General features: G+C 59.1%; 28 protein-coding genes, 1 tRNA gene and 1 pseudogene. 22 read left to right on the forward strand and 8 right to left on the reverse strand.

Annotated features, from left to right (window positions below):
* Positions 1-169: 169 nt before the first annotated feature.
* The 10 genes from thrS (at position 170) to N511_RS24435 (ending at position 9,299) form a co-directional block, all read left to right on the forward strand.
* Entirely contained in the window at positions 170-2,077 is a 1,908-nt protein-coding gene (thrS, locus tag N511_RS0121945) for a threonine--tRNA ligase (protein ID WP_027681225.1), read from the forward strand.
* 42 nt (positions 2,078-2,119) lie between these two features.
* Positions 2,120-2,641: a translation initiation factor IF-3 gene (infC, locus tag N511_RS0121950; RefSeq protein ID WP_180815287.1), complete on the forward strand. Its 522-nt coding sequence runs from the start codon at positions 2,120-2,122 to the stop codon at positions 2,639-2,641.
* Positions 2,642-2,808: 167 nt separating this feature from the next.
* On the forward strand, positions 2,809-3,006 hold the full coding sequence (gene rpmI / locus N511_RS0121955; protein WP_004636003.1) for a 50S ribosomal protein L35: 198 nt from the start codon (positions 2,809-2,811) through the stop codon (positions 3,004-3,006).
* 28 nt (positions 3,007-3,034) lie between these two features.
* Complete coding sequence (gene rplT / locus N511_RS0121960) at positions 3,035-3,391, forward strand: 50S ribosomal protein L20 (protein WP_012762124.1); 357 nt, start codon at positions 3,035-3,037, stop codon at positions 3,389-3,391.
* Between the two features lie 141 nt (positions 3,392-3,532).
* Entirely contained in the window at positions 3,533-4,567 is a 1,035-nt protein-coding gene (gene pheS, locus N511_RS0121965) for a phenylalanine--tRNA ligase subunit alpha (RefSeq protein WP_027681227.1), read from the forward strand.
* A 64-nt stretch (positions 4,568-4,631) separates the two neighbouring features.
* Positions 4,632-7,061 carry a phenylalanine--tRNA ligase subunit beta gene (gene pheT / locus N511_RS0121970; protein WP_027681228.1) on the forward strand — a complete coding sequence of 810 codons (2,430 nt, stop codon included), beginning with the start codon at positions 4,632-4,634 and terminating at the stop codon, positions 7,059-7,061.
* Positions 7,062-7,139: 78 nt separating this feature from the next.
* Positions 7,140-7,556 (forward strand): integration host factor subunit alpha, encoded by a 417-nt coding sequence (locus tag N511_RS0121975; protein WP_027681229.1) that lies wholly within the window; start codon positions 7,140-7,142, stop codon positions 7,554-7,556.
* A gap of 71 nt (positions 7,557-7,627) precedes the next feature.
* The gene (locus tag N511_RS0121980; RefSeq protein WP_027681230.1) at positions 7,628-8,059 is read left to right on the forward strand and encodes a MerR family transcriptional regulator; all 432 of its coding nucleotides are present in this window, start codon (positions 7,628-7,630) and stop codon (positions 8,057-8,059) included.
* A 191-nt stretch (positions 8,060-8,250) separates the two neighbouring features.
* Positions 8,251-8,640: a lysis system i-spanin subunit Rz gene (locus N511_RS0121985; protein WP_027681231.1), complete on the forward strand. Its 390-nt coding sequence runs from the start codon at positions 8,251-8,253 to the stop codon at positions 8,638-8,640.
* A 392-nt stretch (positions 8,641-9,032) separates the two neighbouring features.
* The gene (locus tag N511_RS24435; RefSeq protein WP_051530977.1) at positions 9,033-9,299 is read left to right on the forward strand and encodes an immunity protein Imm33 domain-containing protein; all 267 of its coding nucleotides are present in this window, start codon (positions 9,033-9,035) and stop codon (positions 9,297-9,299) included.
* Positions 9,300-9,372: 73 nt separating this feature from the next.
* Here the strand turns inward: N511_RS24435 and N511_RS0122000 are convergent, their stop codons facing one another.
* Both N511_RS0122000 and N511_RS0122005 read right to left on the reverse strand, forming a co-directional pair.
* The gene (locus N511_RS0122000; RefSeq protein ID WP_155954081.1) at positions 9,373-10,098 is read right to left on the reverse strand and encodes a hypothetical protein; all 726 of its coding nucleotides are present in this window, start codon (positions 10,096-10,098) and stop codon (positions 9,373-9,375) included.
* Between the two features lie 436 nt (positions 10,099-10,534).
* On the reverse strand, positions 10,535-10,936 hold the full coding sequence (locus N511_RS0122005) for a hypothetical protein (protein WP_155954082.1): 402 nt from the start codon (positions 10,934-10,936) through the stop codon (positions 10,535-10,537).
* A 17-nt stretch (positions 10,937-10,953) separates the two neighbouring features.
* Between N511_RS0122005 and N511_RS0122010 the strand changes: the two genes are divergently transcribed.
* The 3 genes from N511_RS0122010 to N511_RS0122020 all read left to right on the forward strand — a co-directional run bounded on the left by N511_RS0122010 (position 10,954) and on the right by N511_RS0122020 (position 12,195).
* The gene (locus N511_RS0122010; RefSeq protein ID WP_027681235.1) at positions 10,954-11,250 is read left to right on the forward strand and encodes a hypothetical protein; all 297 of its coding nucleotides are present in this window, start codon (positions 10,954-10,956) and stop codon (positions 11,248-11,250) included.
* Positions 11,251-11,298: 48 nt separating this feature from the next.
* Entirely contained in the window at positions 11,299-11,604 is a 306-nt protein-coding gene (locus N511_RS0122015) for a hypothetical protein (protein ID WP_155954083.1), read from the forward strand.
* A 168-nt stretch (positions 11,605-11,772) separates the two neighbouring features.
* Positions 11,773-12,195 (forward strand): hypothetical protein, encoded by a 423-nt coding sequence (locus N511_RS0122020; RefSeq protein ID WP_027681237.1) that lies wholly within the window; start codon positions 11,773-11,775, stop codon positions 12,193-12,195.
* Between the two features lie 127 nt (positions 12,196-12,322).
* On the opposite strand, the gene N511_RS25310 is transcribed toward N511_RS0122020, so the two are convergent.
* Complete coding sequence (locus N511_RS25310; RefSeq protein ID WP_155954084.1) at positions 12,323-12,523, reverse strand: hypothetical protein; 201 nt, start codon at positions 12,521-12,523, stop codon at positions 12,323-12,325.
* Positions 12,524-12,563: 40 nt separating this feature from the next.
* Positions 12,564-12,857: a type II toxin-antitoxin system HicB family antitoxin gene (locus tag N511_RS24440; RefSeq protein ID WP_037027200.1), complete on the reverse strand. Its 294-nt coding sequence runs from the start codon at positions 12,855-12,857 to the stop codon at positions 12,564-12,566.
* A 139-nt stretch (positions 12,858-12,996) separates the two neighbouring features.
* Between N511_RS24440 and N511_RS24445 the strand changes: the two genes are divergently transcribed.
* The 9 genes from N511_RS24445 to N511_RS0122085 all read left to right on the forward strand — a co-directional run bounded on the left by N511_RS24445 (position 12,997) and on the right by N511_RS0122085 (position 19,364).
* Complete coding sequence (locus N511_RS24445; RefSeq protein WP_081785414.1) at positions 12,997-15,450, forward strand: RHS repeat domain-containing protein; 2,454 nt, start codon at positions 12,997-12,999, stop codon at positions 15,448-15,450.
* Positions 15,451-15,582: 132 nt separating this feature from the next.
* Positions 15,583-15,738 carry a hypothetical protein gene (locus N511_RS25555; RefSeq protein ID WP_231479660.1) on the forward strand — a complete coding sequence of 52 codons (156 nt, stop codon included), beginning with the start codon at positions 15,583-15,585 and terminating at the stop codon, positions 15,736-15,738.
* A 69-nt stretch (positions 15,739-15,807) separates the two neighbouring features.
* Positions 15,808-16,107: a hypothetical protein gene (locus tag N511_RS0122045; protein ID WP_027681239.1), complete on the forward strand. Its 300-nt coding sequence runs from the start codon at positions 15,808-15,810 to the stop codon at positions 16,105-16,107.
* 38 nt (positions 16,108-16,145) lie between these two features.
* A complete protein-coding gene (locus N511_RS0122050) occupies positions 16,146-16,694 on the forward strand; it encodes a hypothetical protein (RefSeq protein ID WP_027681240.1) in 549 nt (182 codons plus the stop codon).
* 38 nt (positions 16,695-16,732) lie between these two features.
* The gene (locus N511_RS0122055) at positions 16,733-17,044 is read left to right on the forward strand and encodes a hypothetical protein (protein ID WP_027681241.1); all 312 of its coding nucleotides are present in this window, start codon (positions 16,733-16,735) and stop codon (positions 17,042-17,044) included.
* Between the two features lie 57 nt (positions 17,045-17,101).
* A complete protein-coding gene (locus N511_RS0122060; protein ID WP_027681242.1) occupies positions 17,102-17,626 on the forward strand; it encodes a DUF6714 family protein in 525 nt (174 codons plus the stop codon).
* Between the two features lie 107 nt (positions 17,627-17,733).
* Complete coding sequence (locus tag N511_RS0122065; RefSeq protein ID WP_027681243.1) at positions 17,734-18,156, forward strand: hypothetical protein; 423 nt, start codon at positions 17,734-17,736, stop codon at positions 18,154-18,156.
* Between the two features lie 277 nt (positions 18,157-18,433).
* Positions 18,434-18,844, forward strand: coding sequence for a hypothetical protein (locus N511_RS0122075; RefSeq protein ID WP_027681245.1), 411 nt, complete (start codon positions 18,434-18,436; stop codon positions 18,842-18,844).
* Between the two features lie 286 nt (positions 18,845-19,130).
* Entirely contained in the window at positions 19,131-19,364 is a 234-nt protein-coding gene (locus N511_RS0122085) for a hypothetical protein (RefSeq protein ID WP_027681246.1), read from the forward strand.
* On the opposite strand, the pseudogene N511_RS24450 reads toward N511_RS0122085, so the two are convergent.
* The 4 genes and pseudogenes from N511_RS24450 to N511_RS0122105 all read right to left on the reverse strand — a co-directional run.
* Positions 19,359-19,922, reverse strand: a pseudogene (locus N511_RS24450) (SOS response-associated peptidase family protein); the annotation flags it as partial. The gene N511_RS0122085 and the pseudogene N511_RS24450 sit on opposite strands and share 6 nt — an antisense overlap.
* Before the next feature lie 131 nt (positions 19,923-20,053).
* Positions 20,054-20,437 (reverse strand): hypothetical protein, encoded by a 384-nt coding sequence (locus N511_RS0122095; protein ID WP_155954085.1) that lies wholly within the window; start codon positions 20,435-20,437, stop codon positions 20,054-20,056.
* Positions 20,438-20,743: 306 nt separating this feature from the next.
* Positions 20,744-21,046: a hypothetical protein gene (locus tag N511_RS0122100; RefSeq protein ID WP_027681248.1), complete on the reverse strand. Its 303-nt coding sequence runs from the start codon at positions 21,044-21,046 to the stop codon at positions 20,744-20,746.
* 320 nt (positions 21,047-21,366) lie between these two features.
* A tRNA-Pro gene (locus N511_RS0122105) sits at positions 21,367-21,443 on the reverse strand.
* Between the last annotated feature and the right edge of the window lie 28 nt (positions 21,444-21,471).

Here is a 21,471-nt window from a genome sequence, read left to right on the forward strand (position 1 = left end):
TTTTTTTCGTCCGCAGTTTCATGTCACGCGTGGCGATCAAGCTGAAAGCGCTTCGAAGCATTCGATTCGACAACCTGCTGCGCTGACTTGGCGCGGTGCACGACAGAATAACGACCGCTGTGCATCTCTGAAACCTGAAATGCGCAACGGTGACTCCACAGGAGCAAGCATGATCGCAATCACGTTGCCGGATGGTTCCCGGCGTGAGTTTCCCGGCCCGGTGACGGTCGCAGAAGTGGCGCAAAGCATCGGTGCAGGCCTGGCCAAGGCGGCTCTGGCGGGCCGCGTGGACGGTCAGATGGTCGACACGAGCTACACGATCGACCGCGATGCCAAGCTCGCCATCATCACCGACAAGGACGCCGACGGCGTCGACGTGATCCGTCACTCCACGGCCCACTTGCTCGCCTACGCCGTCAAGGAGCTGTATCCGGACGCGCAGGTCACCATCGGCCCGGTTATCGAGAACGGTTTCTACTACGACTTCGCCTACAAACGCCCCTTCACGCCCGAAGACCTCGCTGCCATCGAAAAGAAGATGACCGAGCTGGCCAAGAAGGACGAGAAGGTAACGCGTGAAGTCTGGAATCGCGATGATGCCGTCAAGCTGTTCGAGGGCATGGGCGAGAAGTACAAGGCGGAGATCATCGCCTCCATCCCGCAGGATCAGGAGATCGGCCTGTACCGCGAGGGCAACTTCGTTGACCTGTGCCGCGGTCCGCACGTGCCATCCACGGGCAAACTGAAAGTCTTCAAGCTGATGAAGGTGGCGGGCGCGTATTGGCGTGGCGACCACAACAACGAGATGCTCCAGCGCATCTACGGCACCGCCTGGGCGAAGAAGGAAGACCAGGAAGCCTACCTGCACATGCTGGAAGAGGCCGAAAAGCGTGACCACCGCAAGCTCGGCCGCGAACTCGACCTGTTCCACATCGACGAGTACTCGCCCGGCACGGTGTTCTGGCACCCCAAGGGCTGGACGTTGTGGCAAGAGATCGAGCAGTACATGCGCCGCGTGTATCGCGAGAACGGCTACCAGGAAGTGAAGGGGCCGCAGATTCTCGACAAGACGCTGTGGGAGAAGACCGGCCACTGGGACAAGTACCGCGAGAACATGTTCATCACGGAATCGGAAAAGCGCGAATACGCGCTGAAGCCGATGAACTGCCCCGGCCACATCCTCATTTACAAGCAGGGCATCAAGAGCTACCGCGACCTGCCGCTTCGCTTCGGCGAATTCGGGGCGTGCCACCGCAACGAGCCTTCGGGTGGCCTGCACGGCATCATGCGCGTGCGCGGCTTCACGCAGGACGACGGCCACATCTTCTGCACGGAAGACATGATCCAGGCCGAGGTGACGGCGTTTACGACGTTGCTGCAGAAGGTCTACAAGGATTTCGGCTTTACCGAAATTCTCTACAAGCTGTCGACGCGTCCAGACAAGCGCATCGGCACGGAAGAAAGCTGGGACCGCGCCGAGGCTGCGTTGGCCGAGGGCTTGCGTGCGTCGGGTTGCGAATTTGAGTACTTGCCGGGTGAAGGGGCGTTCTACGGTCCCAAGATCGAATATGTGCTTAAAGATGCACTTGGCCGTCAGTGGCAATGCGGCACGATCCAAGTCGACCCGAACCTGCCGGAGCGCCTGGATGCTGAATTTGTCGGCGAAGATGGCGCGCGCCATCGCCCCATCATGCTGCACCGAGCTATCGTTGGCAGCCTCGAGCGCTTTATCGGTATCTTGATCGAGCAATATGCCGGAGCGCTGCCGACGTGGCTTTCCCCCGTGCAGGTTGCAGTGCTCAGCATCACCGATTCGCACGCCGAATACGCACAATCCGTTGTGCAATCCCTGCAAAAACAAGGATTTAGGGCGGTCGTTGATTTGCGGAATGAGAAGATTGGGTATAAAATCCGCGAGCATTCCGTCCAGAAGGTCCCATACCAGATCGTGGTTGGCGACAAGGAACGGGATGAAAATCAGGTGGCCGTGCGTGCCCGTGGCAACGTCGATCTAGGCTCCATGCCGCTGTCGGCGTTCGTTGAGCGACTGCAGAACGATCTCGCCAACAAGTCATGAGCTGGGCACGGCCTGTTTTTTTGATTCTTCGAGGACATCAACATCGCTACTGAGAAATCTCACCGCATCAACCGCGAGATCAGCGCACCGGAAATCCGGCTGACCGGGGTTGAGGGAGAAGCGCTCGGCATCGTCAAGCTGTTCGACGCATTGCGTCTGGCAGAAGAAAAAGACGTCGACCTGGTCGAGATCGCGCCGACTGCGCAGCCGCCCGTTTGCCGCCTGATGGACTATGGCAAGTTCAAGTATCAGGAGCAGAAGAAGGCTCACGAGGCCAAGTTGAAGCAGAAGGTTATCCAGGTGAAGGAAGTCAAATTCCGCCCGGCTACCGACGACAACGACTACGGCGTCAAGCTGCGAAACGCCACGCGCTTCCTAGAGGATGGTGACCGGGTGAAGGTTACCTTGCGTTTCCGGGGCCGCGAAATGGCGCACCAGGAGCTCGGTATGCGCGTGCTGGAGCGTATCAAGGCTGACCTGGAGGAATTCGGTCAGGTTGAGCAGATGCCGAAGATGGAAGGCCGCCAGGCAGTGATGATGTTGGCGCCCAAGAAGAAAAAGTAATGCAGCGGCGGCCGGGCGATTCCGGCCGCGCTGAGCAGGTTCCAGACGGAAACGTCGGAAGACGCGGCAGGTGTCAAAGCCTGCCGCGATACAACAAGTGAGCCCGGGTCTTGCAAGTGTCGGCGCCAGCCGTCCACCTGGCTTCATGTCAAAAACGGAGTTGTTCCATGCCGAAGATGAAGACGAAGAAAAGCGCTTCCAAGCGCTTTACTGCCCGTCCTGGTGGCACGATCAAACGTGGCCAAGCCTTCAAGCGTCACATCCTGACCAAGAAGACCACCAAGAACAAGCGTCACCTGCGCGGTACCGAGGGCGTCCATGAGACGAACCTGAAGTCCGTTCGCGCAATGATGCCGTACGCCTAACCCTAACTAACTACGAAAGGAGCATTTCATGCCTCGAGTAAAACGTGGGGTCACAGCGCGGGCCCGTCATAAGAAGGTTATCAGCGCAGCCAAGGGTTACCGCGGCCGCCGCAATAACGTCTATCGCATCGCCAAGCAGGCGGTCATGCGTGCTGGCCAGTACGCCTACCGCGATCGTCGCAACAAGAAGCGCGTGTTCCGTGCGCTCTGGATTGCACGTATCAACGCTGGCGCACGCGAGCATGGTCTGACCTACAGCAAGTTCATGAACGGCCTGAAGAAGGCGTCCATCGAGCTGGACCGCAAGGTGCTGTCGGACATGGCCATTCACGACAAGGTGGCTTTTGCTGCCATCGTGAACCAGGTGAAAGCCAACGTCGCCTGAATTGGATTGGCCGGGCAGGCTGCTGGAATTGCCCAGTGACTTTGCCGGCTGATCACCCTGACGGGGCTCTCACCGAGCCCCGTTTTTTATTCCGCGCATTTCGCGGACCCGAATCACCCGAATTTTCTCGCTCGCCTTCCCATGTCACTGGATCTGGATCAAGTCGTCGTCGATGCCCAAAACGCGTTTGCCTCTGTGGAGGACAACGCCTCGCTGGAAAACGAGAAGGCGCGCTTTCTCGGTAAGTCCGGCGTGCTGACCGACTTGCTCAAAGGCTTGGGCAAGCTCGATCCGGAGACACGCAAGTCCGAAGGCGCGCGCATCAACCAAGCGAAGAGCCGTGTTGAGGAGGCCCTGAACGCCCGCCGCCAGGCGCTGGCCGATGCGCTGATGAACGCACGCCTCGCGGCTGAGGCGATCGATGTAACGCTGCCCGGTCGTGATGTGGCCGAAGGCAGCCTGCATCCGGTGATGAACACCTGGGAGCGCGTCGCCAAGATTTTCGGCTCCATCGGTTTCGATGTGGCCGACGGCCCTGAAATCGAATCCGACTGGATGAACTTCACGGCGCTGAACAACCCGGATAACCACCCGGCGCGCTCGATGCAGGACACGTTCTACATCGACGGTCGCGACAGCGAAGACAAGCTCCTGCTGCTGCGCACGCACACCAGCCCGATGCAAGTGCGCTATGCCCGCATGCACGTCGAGAAGTACAAGCACCTCGACCGCATTCCGCCGATCAAGGTCATCGCTCCGGGACGCACGTACCGCGTTGACAGCGATGCCACGCACTCGCCGATGTTCCATCAGGTCGAAGGCCTCTGGATTGCAGACAACATCAGCTTTGCCGACCTGAAGGGCGTCTATACCGATTTCCTGCGCAACTTCTTCGAGCGCGACGACATCCAGGTGCGTTTCCGCCCGTCGTATTTCCCGTTCACCGAGCCGTCGGCCGAGATCGACATGGCATTCGGCAACGGTAAATGGCTGGAGATTTCCGGCTCCGGCCAGGTGCACCCGACCGTGGTGCGCAACATGGGCCTGGACCCCGAGCGCTACATCGGCTTCGCGTTCGGCTCCGGCCTGGAGCGCTTGACGATGCTGCGCTATGGCATCAACGATCTGCGCCTGTTCTTCGAGGGCGATGTGCGTTTCCTGCGCCAGTTCGCGTAAGGCGCCGAGCGCTCGCACTGGTACTTCATCGCCCCGCTAATCGAATTCTCTTTCCTGTCGCGCCATGCAATTTCCGGAATCCTGGCTTCGCAGTTTCGTCAATCCGTCGATCACCACGGATGAGCTTTCCCATCGCCTGACGATGGCTGGCCTCGAGGTGGAAGAGGTCGACCCCGTCGCGCCGCCGTTCTCGCAGATCGTCGTCGGGCATGTGGTCGAGGTGAACAAACACCCGGACGCCGATCGCCTCAACGTGTGCAAGGTCGATGCGGGCACGGGCGAATTGCTGCAGATCGTCTGCGGCGCGCCGAACGTGTCGGTAGGGATCAAGGTGCCGTGCGCGCTGGTCGGCGCCGAACTGCCGCCGGGCGAAGACGGCAAGCCGTTCAAGATCAAGATCGGCAAGCTGCGTGGCGTGGAGAGCTACGGCATGCTGTGTTCGGCGCGCGAGCTGAAGCTGTCGGAAGACCACGGCGGTCTGCTGATCCTGCCGGAAGACACGCCGGTGGGCGAGGACATCCGCAAGGTGCTCGATCTGGACGACCAGATCTTCGTCATCAAGCTCACGCCGAACAAGGCCGACTGCCTGTCGATCCATGGCGTGGCGCGTGAAGTGTCCGCGCTGACGGGCGCGCCCATCACGGTGCCGTCGATGGCGCCCGTGGCGGTGACGCTGGCCGACAAGCTGCCGGTCAAGGTAGAAGCGCCGGACCTGTGCGGTCGTTTTTCGGGCCGCATCATCCGCGGTGTGAATGCGCACGCGAAGACGCCGGCCTGGATGGTGTCGCGCATCGAGCGCGCGGGCATGCGCAGCGTGTCGGCGCTGGTCGATATTTCGAATTACGTGATGCTGGAGCTGGGCCGTCCGTCGCACGTGTTCGACCTGGACAAGATCCACGGCGGCCTGACGGTGCGCTGGGGCAAGGCTGGCGAACAACTGAAGCTGCTCAACGGCGACACCATCACCGTCGACGAAAAGGTCGGCGTGATCTCGGACGAGCAGGCCATTGAAAGCCTCGCCGGCATCATGGGCGGTGACAAGACGGCCGTCACGCTCGATACGCAGAACATCTACGTCGAGGCCGCATTCTGGTGGCCGGAAGCCATCCAGGGCCGTGCACGCCGCTACAACTTCTCGACCGATGCCGGCCATCGCTTCGAGCGCGGCGTGGACTATGCGACGACCGTTGAACACATCGAGCGCATCAGCGCGCTGATCCTCGAAATCTGCGGCGGCCAAGCTGGCCCGATCGACGATCAGATCGTCAACTTGCCGAAACGCGAGCCGGTGCGCATGCGTGTTGCACGTGCGGCGCGTGTGCTTGGTATTCCCCTGTCGCACGATGTCGTGGCGGACGTGTTCAAGCGCCTCGGCCTGACGTTCAGCGTGGACGGCGATGTGTTTATCGTCGAGCCGCCGTCGTACCGCTTCGACCTGGAAATCGAGGAAGACCTGATCGAAGAGGTCGCCCGCATCTACGGTTTCGAGCAGATTCCCGCCAAGCCGCCCGTGGCCGAGAGCGCGATGCGCCCGACCGACGAGGCGCGCCGCACGATGCACGACGTGCGTCACGCCGTTGCCGCGCGCGATTACCACGAGGTCGTGAACTTCGCCTTTGTCGAGACCGAATGGGAAGCGGATTTTGCCGGCAACACCAACCCGATTCCGCTGCTGAATCCGATTGCCAGCCAGTACTCGGTGATGCGCAGCACGCTCATCGGCGGTTTGCTCGACAAGGTGCGCTACAACCTGAACCGCAAGGCTTCGCGCGTGCGCATGTTCGAAGTGGGGCGTGTGTTCCACCGCGATGCGAGCGTCGCTGACGGTGGCCTGTCGATCGCCGGCTACGCCCAGCCGATGATGGCCGGCGGCATTGCCTATGGTCCGTCGAAGGAAGAGCAATGGGGCGTGCAGACGCGCCCGGTCGATTTCTTCGATGTGAAGGGCGATGTCGAGTCGCTGCTGTGGCCGCTGCAGGCGCGTTTCGAACGCGCTGAGCATCCGGCGCTGCATCCGGGCCGCTCGGCGCGCGTAGTGCTGAATGGCCGTCCCATCGGCTGGCTCGGCGAGCTGCATCCGCGTTGGCTGCAGAAATACGATCTGCCGACTGCGCCGGTGGTGTGGGAGCTGGAACTCGACGCAATCACGGCCGTCGGGTTGCCGAAGTATCGCGAAGTACCCCGCGTGCCCGCAGTGACGCGCGACATTGCGCTCGTGGTGCGCCAAGACGTGGCCGTCCAGGACTTGGTCGATACCTTTGAAAAGACGGCTGTTGGCACGCCTTGGCAGCGCTATCTGCAAGGCGTTGTGCTGTTCGATGAATTCCGTCCGAAGGCCGCCACGGCTGCCATTGGGGCGCAGGAGAAAAGCCTTGCCTTCAGAATTACGTTGCAAGATACTGACAGCACCCTTCAGGACGACATTGTCGAGGCCGCCACACAGCAACTGATTCGAGCGGCCGGCGATGCATTCGGCGCGCGCCTGCGCGCTTGACGTCTCAGACGTCCGCACTGCGCTAGAGACAGCTCGAACGAACCTCCGCATTCGGATCGAATACGCTAAGCGAATCCTATGAACGATCAACACGCGCCAGCGTTGGCGGCATCCTTGGGCGACTCGCTCGGTTCTTCTTCGACAGCGTTGGGCGACGCACGTGACGCGCGCGCTCAGGACGTGCCGACGCTTACCAAGGCGGAGCTTGCCGAGATGCTGTTCGAGCAGGTCGGCCTGAACAAGCGTGAGTCGAAGGATATGGTCGAAGCGTTTTTCGACGTGATTCGCGAGGCGCTCGAGCAGGGCGACAGCGTCAAGCTGTCGGGCTTCGGTAACTTCCAGTTGCGCGACAAGCCGCAGCGGCCGGGCCGCAATCCGAAGACGGGAGAAATCATTCCCATCACTGCGCGCCGCGTCGTTACGTTCCACGCCAGCCAGAAGCTCAAGGCGCTCGTTGAAGAGCGTGTCGAGCCGCTGCCGGTCGACGTCGCGTAATTCTGCTGAGCGATTTCGTTCAGCCGTCCGTTCAATCCGTCTCTTTCGCCAGCCCTGTAGTCCAGTCCTGTATGGCCGCCGATAAACACACGGAGCGGGTCAACCTGCCCCCGATTCCCGCCAAGCGCTACTTCACCATTGGTGAGGTGAGCGACCTATGCGCCGTCAAGCCGCACGTGCTGCGCTATTGGGAGCAGGAGTTTACGCAGCTCAAGCCGGTCAAGCGACGCGGCAATCGGCGCTACTACCAGCATCATGAAGTGCTGCTGATCCGGCGTATTCGCGAGCTGCTGTACGAGCAGGGCTTCACGATCAACGGCGCGCGCAATCGGTTGGATGAGTTGCGGCATGGCGCAAGTGCGGCGTCGCAAGTCGAAGCTGATGAGCCGGAGATGGACGTTGCGGCGCCGATGGCAGCTGCTGTGACCGGTTCGGTGGATGTGCAGGGCTTGCGGCGCGCGCTGTCCGCTGTGTTGGAAGTCCTGCGTACCGACAAGCCGTAATTGCAGTCAACGAGCGCGCAGAGAGCACGCAAAAAGGAAACGAAAAAGCCCGCGTAACGTGATCCGTTACGCGGGCTTTTGTTTTGGTCGGGGCGGGCCTGGCCGACCGCGCCATTGGCGCCGTGGCCGGCATTGTGCGTTGGCGGTGGCGGGGCTGTGGGTCACCCACATCATCCGACAAGGCAAAGCCAATGAACTTCGCAACCCTCCGGCTCCTGGCAGTGGCAGCGGTGGCTGCAGCAGCCGCGTGGGCCTGGCAAGCCGATCGCTACGACAAGACCATCGCCCAGATGCAACGTGCCACCGCTGAAAACACGCGTCTGCAGCGCGCTCTTGCTGCAGGTGATGTACGGATGACAGTGCGCGCCCGTTGCCAGCCCGACGCCGGTGTCGGCACAGGTGAAGATCAGCCCGGCCCCGGCCTGGGCGATGGAGCCGCCGGCCGATGTGAGCTATCTGGAGAGGATGCGGCGGATCTTGTCGATCTCTTCGCCGGGGCTGAGCGGGATTGGGAGAAACTGAGATACTTGCAGGCGCGTGAACGTGCAGTCGAGAGGGCTGGCGTTTGCGTCTCGCCGTAAAGTGGGGTACCTGAGCACGAGGTATGGAAAGCCTAGCCGCCATCCGCTTCCGGCCAAGAGCGGCCATTCGGCTGACCTAACAGCCTGCCAGTGCGGGGTACCAAAACGAATGAGAATCTACTGATGCTGATTTGGGCGCCAACGCGGAAGTCCCTTGATGGTCGAGGCACGCATCCAGGTACGACCAGGAAAATCGAGATCGAACAACTTAGCGATGGAAGCTTCCTGATGATGCGGTATGAATCGGTAGAGGCGCCCCTTCCGACGTCGGGCCACTGGTATGCGTCGCGCGAAGAGGTGTATGACGAGTGCGAGCGAGTCTATGGCATTACTCACGACGATTGGCGCCAACGATGAGCGCAGGGGGACGCTCAATAGTGGATGCAGATCACATGAATCCACAGTTGGCGGTCTGCCAACGTTTCCATGCCGAGTATTTCGGTTGCGACAAGATGCTGAAGGTTGGCGTCTCGCGCAATGTTAGGGAACGACTGCGCCCCCTTAACGGCTTGCAGCTAAAGCTAGAAGGCGAAACGTCGGGCTGGTACATCTGGGCGGGGGAGCAGTTCTCAGAGTCCCCCGACTTCTTCGTGCCTCTACATGTTTCGCATTTGCTGGAATGGGCTCCGCTGCAATGCCATATCTCGGACTGCCGCTAGGGTGCCCGAGTCGGGTTCGCTAATGGTGTGGGCCCGATCGTCTTCAGTCCTGACGGCCGTTGCTGTTGCCGTGTTACCCAACACTGGGCGCTCTAACCGTCTTCCACGTTACTGTTGCCTGCCAAGCCAGCCAAACTAGCAAAATCACCGAGGCAAATGGCCAGAAATAGAAAGGCCAAAGCCATAGGTACTCTGGCATGGCAGTCTTGAAGCTGAGAGGCGGCTCCACCGAGAAAATGACGTGCTCGCCGCGAATCTGACGGCCGACATCTTTAACGATGACGGTTAGCTGGCTCTTGCCTGCAGGTATCACTGGAAACTCGCGAGCCTCCTGATGGAGTGGTAGAACGCTGCCTGCTGGCAGTCCCGCAACCGGCATCATCAGCAGGCGTCCTATCTTGTCACCACCTTGGGAAGCTGGGCCCGCCTCAAGGATGTAGCGCTTTGATGCGTCGCCAAGCTGTACCTCGAGCCGGACAGGTTCACCAACGTTAGCGAAGTAGGCATATTGGGCGCCTCTTTCCGCTGCCCGATGCTCAAATCTTCCGAGCTCTGCGCGATCCTGGCCAAGCGTATGGTCAAAGAGCAGTTGGGCTTGAAGGTTTGACGCAATCGGACGACTGATCGCGACCGACGCTGTAGTGCCTGGAGTGAGTTCAATCTCGGTGTCGATGCCTTGTGCGGCCCAGTCGTTGAGATAAACGCCGGCAGCGAGGAGCAGACTGAAGAACAGCCAGGCTGCCCATCCCCAGACAACAGATCTTTTCATGATTTCCAACGAGACGGTGTCTTGGGCCACGATCGCGACAGTATCTTTCGGACTGGGCTGAGTGGAAGTCGATATAGCATCGTATCTGCGGCATGGAGTCGACATGCCAGCTGTGGTCCCGGCAGCCCCGGGAGGTCATTATGCTGCGTGCTGAGAGGGCGATGGCTGAGACATGGAAAGCGTTGGGTGTGGTTGCAGAGGGAACGCCGATAACACTCGCGGGAATTAATCTTTGGTCCTTTAGATGGACCAAATTACCGCGGCCGGCGGTTGACTTGCCCCATCCACAATACCAAGCTCAACGGTACATGGTGCATGTCTTTGAAATTCGAACGGAAGCTGAGACTCTGCAATTTGCTGCTGCCGAAGTTTCCGCCGGTGTGTGGGCGTTTTACCGACCTAGCGTTGAATGACTGCGCTTCGCGTGGAGCGAAAGATCCTGCCAGCGCAGCAGAGGGAGGCGCCTCTAATCTACCTGCCGCATATCGAGCCTGAAACACTCGAACTCAACGGCCGTCCCGTTGGGCACGAAATCTAGGTCGCCGACGTCAATGCGGAAGCCGAGGACTTCAATGATTCCTTGTTCCTGATCGACGACGTGTCCATATCCGCGGTAGCCATAAGGCTGTCCCGTTTTCTCGATACGTTCCCGGTGGAACTCGTTTTTCAGGTCATCAGGCCAATCTTCCAGATATGCGGCGCTGTCAAGGGCGGTAAGAGAGGCATGCACAATGTCGCCTACATGTGCGACGCATCCGAATAGAAAGGCTGTGACCTCGGTGGTACCGCAGCGGAGGGTTATTGATGCATCATCAGTTTCGGTTCCGCCGCCAATTGGCTCGATACTGACTACTGTTACATTTTGCACACGCACGCTCCGTCTTCATGGAACATCTGACCATCTACTTCACTCACGACATCCGCGACATCCTTCCCTACAGCGACTTTATCGCAAAGATGCGGCCCGCTATCGAAGCGAACGGTGTTGGTGAGTACCTTGGTGACGACATGGCGATTGACGGAGGAGACGCCCAAGGCGTCTTCGCTTGTCAAAGTGCAAGGGCTCTCTTCGAGTTCATTCGGCCCCAGCTTAGTAAACTGGCGTTCATCAAGGGGGCGAAGGTGACTTTTGTCTTTGGGGCGCTGGACTCCGACGCCGACACAGAAGAGTTCTATATCTGAGCCCACGCCAAAAGGTCGGCGTTCTTACGCAAATAGCAGGGTCATTGAATGAATCTGTTTGCTTGGATTGAACGCGGTGTACATCATCCCGGTTGGACGGGCACCGCCTTTCGTGTGCCGTTGTGTCTCGCAATGGTGGCGGCCGTCTATTGGTTGCGCGATGGCGTGCTGTGGCTGAACGTCAATGTACTGCACAGCGACAGCATTGTTCCGAGTGCCGCAAAGCATCACGGCACCGTTGTTATCTTCAGATGGTTCGGGGCGCTCTGGCTAGCTCTGGAGGCGGTCCTCGCGATCCGGCTCATTTTCCGGCGCAAGCTGAATCAGAAGGGCAGTGAGCATTCGGCGCCTTGATGCGGCCGCGACGCTGTAGAAAGACCTTCGCGGCCAGCGACTCTACATCCCTGTCTCGCTGCCACAAGCTGCCGTTCGCGAACGCCGTTCAATCGGTGGCAACATGAATAGCGAAGTCAGCATGTCGGCTGGCATCCAGTCCCGAAAAAAACGATTAGAGCGCTTCGAATGCAACTACACATCAAGCCAGTTTGGACCGACGATGACGGGCTCATGCACTTGCGCGTGTCTGTGGAGGGCAACGAGCGCCAATGGTGGGGCGAAGCCTACTGCTATCCGGCAGCCTTCTCAGAGTTTGGGCAGGCGCTAATAGACTTCCCCAGCTCGATCTCCGATGAGGTCAAGCTCGAGCTCGGTTCAATGGACCCTACGTACGCTGACTACATGTTGGTGCGCGCGTTTGTCTATGACGGTGCAGGCCATTGCGCAATTGAGTTCAAAGCGGAATCGCGGGGCGATGCCATGACTTCTTGGTCCGTCCGGTTTGCGGTTCCAACGGAGGCCGCGTCACTGAACGAGATGGGCAGAAGGATCGTGGCCTGGTCGCTGTCGCCAACTGAACCCTTTGCCTTCGAAGGGGCGGGCCGGTGACTCACTGATCGCGCGCACCGCCGCCAACTCGGGCGGCGATGCGAGCCCCATGGCAACCGACCGCGCCTCTTTCCGCGGCGAGAGGACAAAAAAAAGGGCGACCAACCGGCCGCCCGTTCTACCCGTTTCACATCGGATGATATTTGCCAAAGCCCATGTAGTCATAGAAGACCTGGTTGGCCTCCTCCCAGCTCGCGGCCTCGAACGTTTTCACCAACACCGAATCCTCTTCGAAGACCTGCGGTTGATTCTCTTTGGCTCCTTTCTCAACCAAGATCGGATCTCGTCGGAGAGAGGGCGGTGAGGCCCAGATTTCATAAGTCGTCATGGCAATCGGTCATGGTGCGAAGGCAAGTCCCTATTTAACCTCAATACGGGAGGCGCTGCAGGGTGCGGTCAAGCTCCTCGTCGTCGATTTCAACGAACGCCCAGATGGCACCCGCGTACTCGTCTTGCTTGGTCAGGTCTTCAATGGTCGAGCAGGTTACGTCTACGTCTTCGCCGAGCGCTGCCAGTGTCTGCAGATGCCCCGCGATGGCCTCCCGCGTGTTGCGGATGGCTTCATCGACGGTATCGCCCCACGAGTGCACGCCGGGAATATCCGGCACCGTGACGCCATAGACGCTCCCCTCGTCTTTGTGAATCGCGATGGGGAATTGCATGGCTTTTCTTCCTAGGTTGGCAAGCATGCTGCAAGAAGATTCATATCTGATAGAAATAATTTGAAATCGAGCGTCGGTCGCGTTCGCATAGAGTTTGGCGCACAAACAATAGTGACGACCTTCGGGGGCGGGGGAATAGATGGGAATTTTGCGCCTGTTGATAACGGCCATCTTCATGATTGGTGCCGTTAGCGCGCACGCTGAGATCGGCTCAATCGCCGGCTACAGATGGCAGTATTACTTGTCGACCACCGGTCCCTACTACCCCTCAGCGGAAGTCGCCTGCCGGACCATTGCTGGGTCCGTTCCCATCAAGTACATCACTCCAACGGTGCCCGGAGAATACGCCTGTTGGTTTGACATCGGCGGTTACGACAGCAACTTTTTTGTTGACCTGGACAGCACCGGCTGCGCCGATGGTTATACGCGCCAGGCTGACAAGTCGTGCGCTCCATCGACTCCAGAGGTCAAGGCATGCCCCGTCTCTCATCCCGTTTATCCGGGTACGGGCGCGAAGACACTTACCGAGCGCGACGACGCCGGTAGCGAAGAGCTACCCATCTCCCGCACTTACCGTTCTGATCTTCGTTTCCGCACCAACGGCGCAGCAGGCGGGTGGACGTTTAATTGGCAGCGCGCCCTAGACGTTGCTGTCGTCGGCAGCTATGCGTCTAGTCCAATCACGACTTTGCGAGACGGCGGCACAGTGCGCGTGTTTTCGAAGTCAGGCACCGTTTGGACAACGGCGGGCATTCGCGACACGATCGAGCACGTCGGATCCAATTGGATTTACAAGGTTCCGACAGAGGGTATCGAAGAGACGTACGACGCCCAAGGCAACCTGCTCTCCGTACGCGAACGCAATGGCCGCGCCACGGCGCTGCAGTACACGACCACCGGGCGACTGAGCAAGGTCACTGCCTCCAGCGGCCGGAGCCTGACCTTCGACTACAACCCCCAAGGCCGCATCTCCAGCATTACCGCGCCCGATGGCGCCATCACCCAGTACGCCTACAACGCGAACGGCATGCTGACCACCGTCACGTGGCCAGACAACACCACGCGTCAGTACGTATATGAAGACACCCGATTCCCCACGGCCCTCACGGGCGTCATCGACGAAGCTGGCGTGCGGTATGCCACCTACGCCTATGACGATCAGGGGCGGGCGATCACCAGTGAATTGACCGCCGGCGCAGATCGGTATCAGTTCCAGTATCAGGCGAACGGGCAGACGACGGTCCTGACGCCGGATGGCGGCAGCAGCGTGTATAGCTTCCTGAAGCAGAACGGTGTGTTGTTGCCGACTGGGGTGAGTGCGCCGTGTCCGACGTGTGGGAGCACGTCGCAGAGCACGGACTATGACCCCAGCGGGAACGCTACGCGGAGGGTCGGCTATGACGGCTCGGCAACGACGTATACCTATGATGCGCAGGGGCGGGAGACACAGCGAGTAGAGGCAGCCGGTACTCCAAACGCGAGGACGATCACAACAGAGTGGCATCCCACCTGGCGGCTACCTACAAAGGTGGCGTCGCCGGGGCGCATTGACGGCTTCACCTACGACGACAAAGGGCAACTGAAAGGCTATGCCTGGTTCCCCACCAGCGATGTCGATGGGAGTAAGGGAATGGGCTCCGTTCGCAACGGTTCCATTACTAGTTCTGGATGGACATACAACGATGCCGGTTTGGTCATCGCTGCTGTCGAATTGCTCGACGACACTGTGACCGGCTCGTGGGAATTTACGTACAACGATCAAGGAAACCTGCAGACGTTGACCAATGCAGCCGGCAAGGTCGGCACGGCGCTGCAATATGACGGCGCCGGGCGGCTGCTTGAGGCCGTCAACACCGATGGCCAGCACATTCGTTATCAATACAACGCGCGAGGCAATCTGGTTTCGTACGAAAGGGACGGGCAAACCGTAACGTACGAGTACAACCCGGTGGGCTTTCTGACAGCCGTTAAGGGGCCGGGCACAGCCTATCTTGGGTATGAATACGACGCTACACATCGTCTGGTGGCGACACTTCGACCACAGGACGCTGCAACACTGACGGACGCAAGCCCATTCGGCACCACGTCAGTTGGCGGCGCTCCGGACGCTCAAAGCCAGGATCTTTGGACACAATTGTGGACATGGCTGAAGGCTTGGCTTGGTTCCTGGATTAGTGAGGCGCATGCTCAGGTAGTTCTGATTCGTACACCCATTCCGACGCCGGCGCCTGGGCAGAGCCAAGCTCGGGCGATTAACGCCGGGGACCCTGCAGATGGTCTGGAGCAAGGTGCAGGTGCGAGACGCGATCCAGTGTCCGCGCTGCTGTCCAGTTTGATCCGTGGGGCAGGAAACATATGGGATTCAGTGCGTAGCGCTGTTAGTTCCAGTGCGGAGGAGGATTGCGATCGAGAGCAAGAATGCGAGGAGGGGCGTAATGAGGATGAGGCGCTATGCGCCACGGCCAAGGCACGCTACGGCCCTCGTGGAGAAGGGGTGTGCATGACGTCGGCAGCAAAACGCTACTATGAATGCCGGAGAGTGGGGCGGGCAAACATCACCATTCCGCTTCATGGCATTGAAACGCCGCTGTGATTCTGAAATCGATCAGAGAGAAGACAAATGGAAGTCCTAGGTAACGAGTGGAAGGTCGTTTTCAATCAGCAAACCGAGTCCCTGGAATTTTGGAGCCCAAAGAATGGGGCGCGGCCCCTGGTGGAGCTTCGTATGGAGACGCTCGCTAAGATGTCTTTTGGCGAGGCATCACAGTTTGTAGGGGAGCGCCTGCTCCTCCTGATTCCGAAGTACCACGAGGTGTTCAAGGACTACCTTTGGACTGACGACGGAAATACGCCACCCAAGAAGGATCTCCATGAGCGGTAACGCGGTGCTGTAAACGCATAGCAGACCGCCCAGAGCCGGCTTCGATAGAAGACTTGCAGAGAGCGACAAATGGTGGACGACGCGATCGCAGCGGGTTGCATTTCCGAAATAGCAAAGAACTCTCCTTTCGGAAAAGAGGTCATCTCCTACGAAATACAAGACGACTTCCAATTTGTTCTTCTTTCTGTAGTGACAGATGGGGTGAGTGATGTGTCGCCTCTGGACAGAAAGAGAATCGCGGCTCTTGTGGACGGTATCGTTCCGAAGAGGAGCGGAGAGTATTCCTGGATGGTGAATTTCACTTTGAACGGGAAGATCTTTGATAGCTATTTTGGTGGTGATTTGCTGTCGCCTGACTCTGGCCTGTAAGGCCGGGGCTCGCGCTCCGCTCGTTCTCTTCTGACCTCATGGACGATCCGAAGACCCCGCCAACTTGCCTTGTCGAGTATCTGAAGTCTCCCGTGCTGGAGCGCTCGGACACGCAGATTCGAGCCTTTCTCGGCAGAATGAGTCATGTGGTGGAAGTCGCAGAGGCCGTGGGGCAGTGGACCGCCAAGAAGGAACGCACGGCGTTCGAGTTGCTTGATGACATCGACGCCGATATCAACGTGATCCTAGGCTCGGGCCTAAGTGACGATGGTTCCGACACGGTTTTCCTGATTCACTCCTCCTGGACAGCAGATCTAAGTGCCGCGGCTATGTACGAGAGCCTACGCGCAGATGTCGTGGACTTCGTCTGTTCAGGGTTCGGAAAACTTCTGTTGAGCGAGCGAGATGTCGAGAAGTGGCTGACAGCGTGGCGGTCAGCGATTTCTGCAACGCTGGACGATTTCCAAGTTTCACGTACCGCTGATGAAGCAGTCGGTCGCGTCCTCGGAGTGAACTTGCTGCTCAGCAAATTGCAGATGTTCAGCGCTATGGCTCGTTTGAACCCGCTGCTGGAGCGTGGTGCATGACTTCTGCGAAGGCGAGCATCTGGATCTAGGTCCCGACCATGCGGATTGACATCGATTTCAGCATCTTCGACTCTCCAGTGAGCGCCTATGGGAACGCGACGGGAGATATCGAAGTTAAGACTCTGCCAAAGGTTGGGGATGTTGTGAACTTGTTCGAAGGTCGAAAGGCTTTCGAGTTGGAGGGGTTCTCGGGGCGGCTTAAGGTGATTTCGGTGGACAAGGTCGAGACCTCCGGCAAAGCCATATTTGCTCTCGAAGATGTCGTTGTCTCGTCAAGATCGGTGGCGGCGGAACTGGCAGGGCGGCTGGAGACGGAGCTCGGCTTGTTCTGTATAGATTACGACCAATAGGACACCGCCTGGCTGCATTGAATGCCCTGTGGTCGCAATGGTGTTTGCTACGGCGAGATGGAAAAGCACAAACTCGAAGAATCAATTGTTGCCGCGTTCGCGGATGTGGAAGCCCCTCCTGATTGGGCCCTGGTGGGCAGTCGCGAGGGCTCTGAGCCCGCAGAAGTAGATGCGATCTTTCGCTGCGTGAAGGATTGGAGAAACCTGCACGTCTTCAAGATGGATCAGGATGCGGTCTTGTCCTTCCTGTCCGATGAAGCTTTCAGGTACTACATACAGGCGTTCATGATCTACGACCTCAAGGGCGAGATCCAGTACAACGACGTCGTCTTCCACCTGACATATGGCCTTCAAGACCAGAGCGCGGCGGAGCCGTTGAATCCTCGCCGATACGGAAGCCGTACCCTTCGGGATGTGGCCGTTTATCGGAACTCGATGTTCTCGCCGGCGCAAGCTGTTGCGATCGTTGAGTATCTGAAGAGCAAGCTGGCGGCTGAGGGGCCTGATGGATTTGATGCACCGGCGATTCGGCAGGCGCTCGACAACTACTGGCTTGCACGAGCAGAGCTATCGGGGGCGTGAGCCCGCTTAACTTAGGACGCGCCGCACATGCGCGGTCGCCGTGGATGATGGAAACAGTGTGATTGTGCTGAACACCGGGCCACAGGTGATGTGCGAGGGAAAATGAAATGAAGGAACCATACTTGGCGCTCTACGTAAGGGATAACGCTTTGTGCGTTGCCAAGAAGTTGCCTACAGAAAGCAGCCCTCGAGACATTTTCGAGATAGGCGTGGGCGAAGTGACCTCGAATGAATTCGACGAGGCAGCCAGAAAACTAGGGGGCACGGTTCTTGGAATTCTGAGTCTCTGGCATAAGGACTCGTTCCCCGGTTGGGGTGATGCTCTTACTCAAATCGAAGAAGGCGAAGAAGACGACCTCTATGTGGCCCATCGCTTGATCAGCGAGTCTGTGACGAAGAAAACGGCAGCGCACGTGAAATCGATCGACCTGTTGCTGAGGTGGGCGTCTGCAAAAAACGAAGATGCGAAGCAATTCCTCGAAGAAGCTTGGCCGTTGGTTCGAGAGCGGTTGAATAGCTTCGAGAATTGAAGCAGTTACGATGCTATGAATTTCCTGTCCAATTCCCTGGTCGTTGAGGTCGATACCCCAACCGGAAACGTTTTAGTGTCGCATCCAGACCGGAGTAGCGTTCCCAGCGCACTGGTCACCATTCGCCCCGAAACATTGGAGACGATGGAGTTTGATGAGGCGGCGCACTTTCTGGGGGCGAGACTGTTGCTGTTGATGCCGGCGATGCGGGAGCACTTTCGAACCCACATAGAACGCTTGGCTGCTTCTCCGGACGGGAAGCTTGATTAGCCCGTCCATGAACCTATATCTGATCGCTGCTTTCGCATTCGCTGTGGGCGGCGGAGCAGAATTGCTCCACCGAAAGCGCCGTCAGGCCAGCCTGCGGGCGCTTTCGGAGCGGGAATCGCTGGCCGACATTGAGATCTACAGGCAGTTCTACGCGGGCGGCAATTTTGACGAAGCCGCAGTTCGCTCAGCCTGGAACGAGATCGCTGAGACGCTGCGAGTGCCAGCCGACAAGTTGCGCCCAACTGACAAGTTCGGAACTGACATTGGCGTCTGGTTTATCACGAGCGACGAGCTGGACACGCTCGCCGAGTTGGCAGCGCAGCGTGCCGCTCGGCGTGGGAAGGAGGTCGATATCTCCGCTATCGCAACAGTTGATGATTACGTGAAGGCGTTCGCTACGGCTTCAGCGCCCAGCTAGTTGGGCGCTCGGCGGAAATGTTTTGCACTCGTACCGTAAGGAAGCAACGGGATGGCAACGATTTATGAGATGTGGGAGGTGGTGGACCCCGAAGGCGCTCACAGATAGCGCTCGTCGAAAAAGGACAGTTCGAGGCGCAGCGGCATATGTACGACGGCAAACCAGAGTTGCTGACCTCGTTCGAGGCCGAAACGTTCGATGAGGCAGCCCAGAAACGTAACGACTACTTTGGCTGGGGCAAATATCAGCCAATGGACTAGCTTGGAAACGGGGTAGGGTTGCCGACATGAAATACGCAGACGGACAGCAAGTGCAAGTCGGCGATCGCGTCGGCCTCGGCGCCGACGCCGGCGGCGTGGTCGTGTGTTCGATCGAGGACGGCGTGTTCAGCGCCGGATACTCGTCGGACCAATGGGCCTATCTGGAAAAGCGATTCATGGTCGAATTCCCCACGCTGGGCCTGATCCACTACGAAGTTGCCGAGGAAGACCTGCGGTTGATTTCACGCGCGGTGTCATAGGCCAGCCACGCGATGCGCGTAATACGGCCGCAGCTTGTCCTCAAGAATCGCGTCTGACGCCTCGTGGTCGTGCGCTTCCGGGTTCAGCCATGCATCGATTTTGTCGGGCTTGATCGGAATGAGCACGCGGTCGTGGCCGGTCGCGGCGATCTCCGGCGGTGGGTCTTCCGTGATGATGGCGAACGACAGCAGATCCTTCTCGCCGGGCTTGGTCGCGCGCCAGTGTGACCACACGCAGGCGACGAGCAGCGTCTGCGGCGGGTCGGGGCGGAATTCGAGCACGACGTTTGTACCGTCCGGCTGCTTCACCTGTTCATAGAACGCGTCGACGAGGATCAGGCCGTGCGTGTGGCCGTATTGGCCTTTCCAGAAGCCGCGCAGGTTGTCGCGGCGGGCGCAGTAGGTGCCGGGATATTGCGTGTCGTAGAACGCAGGCTTGCCGGCAGGGCGGCAGTGGTAGCGCATCGGTTTGACGACGCGCCGGCCGTTCTCCATGACCATCACCGGCGCGTACCAGCCGGGGAAGATGCGCGAGTCGCGCACGCCGGGATCTGTGCGGGGGGGGGGCGTCCCGTGACGGACGGCCCTATCGCGATTCGTGGGCCGGAGAGCTACGCGTCAACGTAGACAATGCAGACGTGGAGCGGGGTTGCACCTCGCTCGGCTGGCGGGCTTTCGGAGCCGTGTCGCTAGTGCTTTACCGTCTCGCCGGAGAGCAACAACGACTTCAGTTGCCCCGGCCGGCCAGGATACGGCTCCCAAGTGGCAAGACCGTAATACGCATTAACCAACTTCTCGATCGTTCCACCGGAGTGCCATTGGGCTCCGATGAAGTCAGGGGCGGAGAATTTTCTGTGTGGGGAGAGTCGAGGATCCACCAGCAGCGCTCCAGATCCAATCACTTTCCAGTAGCCTTTTTTTATCTCCGCCCTCGCGACCGAGGTCACGGAGATAACTGCAGCAACGGAAAGCGAGGAGGGGTCGAAACTTTCTTGGGCTGGAATGGCGCAGTCAAAGACTGCAATACACACGACGCCGACGTACCATTCCTCGAGGACTTGCCCGACAACCATCTGCCCGTCCAAACGGGGAATGCCGAAAAGAGTCCCTGGAGCTGCTGTTTGGCGCTTTCGCGGCATGTCGACCTCTGTTGGCCTATTGGTTGTCGGAGTCCAATTGCCGCGGACGCTGCCGGCGCACCGAACTCGCCAAGGCCAGTAGTACGCACAGGCCAGCTAGCCAGAGCGGCAAACGTGTAAGTCCGAAGGTCGCCGCCCGGTAGCTCCGAAGCGAGGCGTACCACTCTACCGTTTCCGGCTGTGCAGAAAGTATGTACGTCAAAAAATGAGCGGTGACGGCGACTAGCCAAGCGCCAAGAACTATCCGCGTGCGAGCCATAGCTTGATCGCGTTATTTACTTCGGCGGAGATCTCAGGGGCCGCCAACCTGTCTGTGTAGATCGACCCGCTTCCCGACACGCCGGGCGCTGAGTACTGAATGGCGTGCGCCAGTTCGTCCAGGTAGGGGCCGCCTCGGCGCCGATACTTCGCAGCCTCGTCGCTGTTGAGCTGCATCGTGAAGCTGTAGTATGCAAAGCTGTGATTGCAGTTCACGTCGAGGTACAGCTGCTGCCCGTCTCTGAGCAGGTACCACGCGTGTGGGCCGTATTCGAGGACTTCCACTCTTCCCTCAATTTGATCTTGTCGTTCTATGCGGCCAACAGATCTCCGCTATGTCGCGGATGAGTGTAGCGCTTCAAGCTGGACGAGGTAGAGCGCGTCTACCAACGGCAGCACGTGTCTGGTCGCTTTGTGGGCTGCGGACGAGCGCCTACCCGTGCGACTCGTACGAGCGCGAGGCGGGTGTGGATTAGAGTGTTTGCGGCACGGAGCGACGGATCGGCGCACTCGAATATTGGACACTGTCAAATATTCGGCCCCAGCCGCGCTGCGCAAAGAAATAGAAAAGCCAGTGTAATCGCTTGATTACACTGGCTTTTGTTTGGTCGGGGCGAGAGGATTTGAACCTCCGACCACCTGCACCCCATGCAGGTACGCTACCAGGCTGCGCTACGCCCCGAAGCCTGAAAGTATAACAGAGGCGTAGC

Source organism: Ralstonia sp. UNC404CL21Col (assembly GCF_000620465.1).
GTDB classification, from domain to species: domain Bacteria; phylum Pseudomonadota; class Gammaproteobacteria; order Burkholderiales; family Burkholderiaceae; genus Ralstonia; species Ralstonia flatus.

Excerpts from the sequence above, each read along its gene's own strand:
- N511_RS0122065 (WP_027681243.1), top strand. The coding sequence starts at position 17,734 with ATGAAGGAACCATACTTGGCGCTCTACGTAAGGGATAACGCTTTGTGC.
- N511_RS0122075 (WP_027681245.1), top strand. The coding sequence starts at position 18,434 with ATGAACCTATATCTGATCGCTGCTTTCGCATTCGCTGTGGGCGGCGGA.
- N511_RS0122015 (WP_155954083.1), top strand. The coding sequence starts at position 11,299 with ATGAATCTGTTTGCTTGGATTGAACGCGGTGTACATCATCCCGGTTGG.
- N511_RS24435 (WP_051530977.1), top strand. The coding sequence starts at position 9,033 with ATGAATCCACAGTTGGCGGTCTGCCAACGTTTCCATGCCGAGTATTTC.
- N511_RS0122010 (WP_027681235.1), top strand. The coding sequence starts at position 10,954 with ATGGAACATCTGACCATCTACTTCACTCACGACATCCGCGACATCCTT.
- N511_RS0121985 (WP_027681231.1), top strand. The coding sequence starts at position 8,251 with ATGAACTTCGCAACCCTCCGGCTCCTGGCAGTGGCAGCGGTGGCTGCA.
- N511_RS24445 (WP_081785414.1), top strand. The coding sequence starts at position 12,997 with ATGGGAATTTTGCGCCTGTTGATAACGGCCATCTTCATGATTGGTGCC.
- pheT (WP_027681228.1), top strand. The coding sequence starts at position 4,632 with ATGCAATTTCCGGAATCCTGGCTTCGCAGTTTCGTCAATCCGTCGATC.
- N511_RS0122055 (WP_027681241.1), top strand. The coding sequence starts at position 16,733 with ATGCGGATTGACATCGATTTCAGCATCTTCGACTCTCCAGTGAGCGCC.
- pheS (WP_027681227.1), top strand. The coding sequence starts at position 3,533 with ATGTCACTGGATCTGGATCAAGTCGTCGTCGATGCCCAAAACGCGTTT.
- N511_RS0121980 (WP_027681230.1), top strand. The coding sequence starts at position 7,628 with ATGGCCGCCGATAAACACACGGAGCGGGTCAACCTGCCCCCGATTCCC.
- N511_RS25555 (WP_231479660.1), top strand. The coding sequence starts at position 15,583 with ATGGAGACGCTCGCTAAGATGTCTTTTGGCGAGGCATCACAGTTTGTA.
- N511_RS25310 (WP_155954084.1), bottom strand. The coding sequence starts at position 12,523 with ATGACGACTTATGAAATCTGGGCCTCACCGCCCTCTCTCCGACGAGAT.
- N511_RS0122060 (WP_027681242.1), top strand. The coding sequence starts at position 17,102 with ATGGAAAAGCACAAACTCGAAGAATCAATTGTTGCCGCGTTCGCGGAT.
- rpmI (WP_004636003.1), top strand. The coding sequence starts at position 2,809 with ATGCCGAAGATGAAGACGAAGAAAAGCGCTTCCAAGCGCTTTACTGCC.
- N511_RS0122050 (WP_027681240.1), top strand. The coding sequence starts at position 16,146 with ATGGACGATCCGAAGACCCCGCCAACTTGCCTTGTCGAGTATCTGAAG.
- N511_RS24440 (WP_037027200.1), bottom strand. The coding sequence starts at position 12,857 with ATGCAATTCCCCATCGCGATTCACAAAGACGAGGGGAGCGTCTATGGC.
- N511_RS0122095 (WP_155954085.1), bottom strand. The coding sequence starts at position 20,437 with ATGGTTGTCGGGCAAGTCCTCGAGGAATGGTACGTCGGCGTCGTGTGT.
- rplT (WP_012762124.1), top strand. The coding sequence starts at position 3,035 with ATGCCTCGAGTAAAACGTGGGGTCACAGCGCGGGCCCGTCATAAGAAG.
- N511_RS0122085 (WP_027681246.1), top strand. The coding sequence starts at position 19,131 with ATGAAATACGCAGACGGACAGCAAGTGCAAGTCGGCGATCGCGTCGGC.
- N511_RS0122045 (WP_027681239.1), top strand. The coding sequence starts at position 15,808 with ATGGTGGACGACGCGATCGCAGCGGGTTGCATTTCCGAAATAGCAAAG.
- N511_RS0122020 (WP_027681237.1), top strand. The coding sequence starts at position 11,773 with ATGCAACTACACATCAAGCCAGTTTGGACCGACGATGACGGGCTCATG.
- thrS (WP_027681225.1), top strand. The coding sequence starts at position 170 with ATGATCGCAATCACGTTGCCGGATGGTTCCCGGCGTGAGTTTCCCGGC.
- N511_RS0121975 (WP_027681229.1), top strand. The coding sequence starts at position 7,140 with ATGAACGATCAACACGCGCCAGCGTTGGCGGCATCCTTGGGCGACTCG.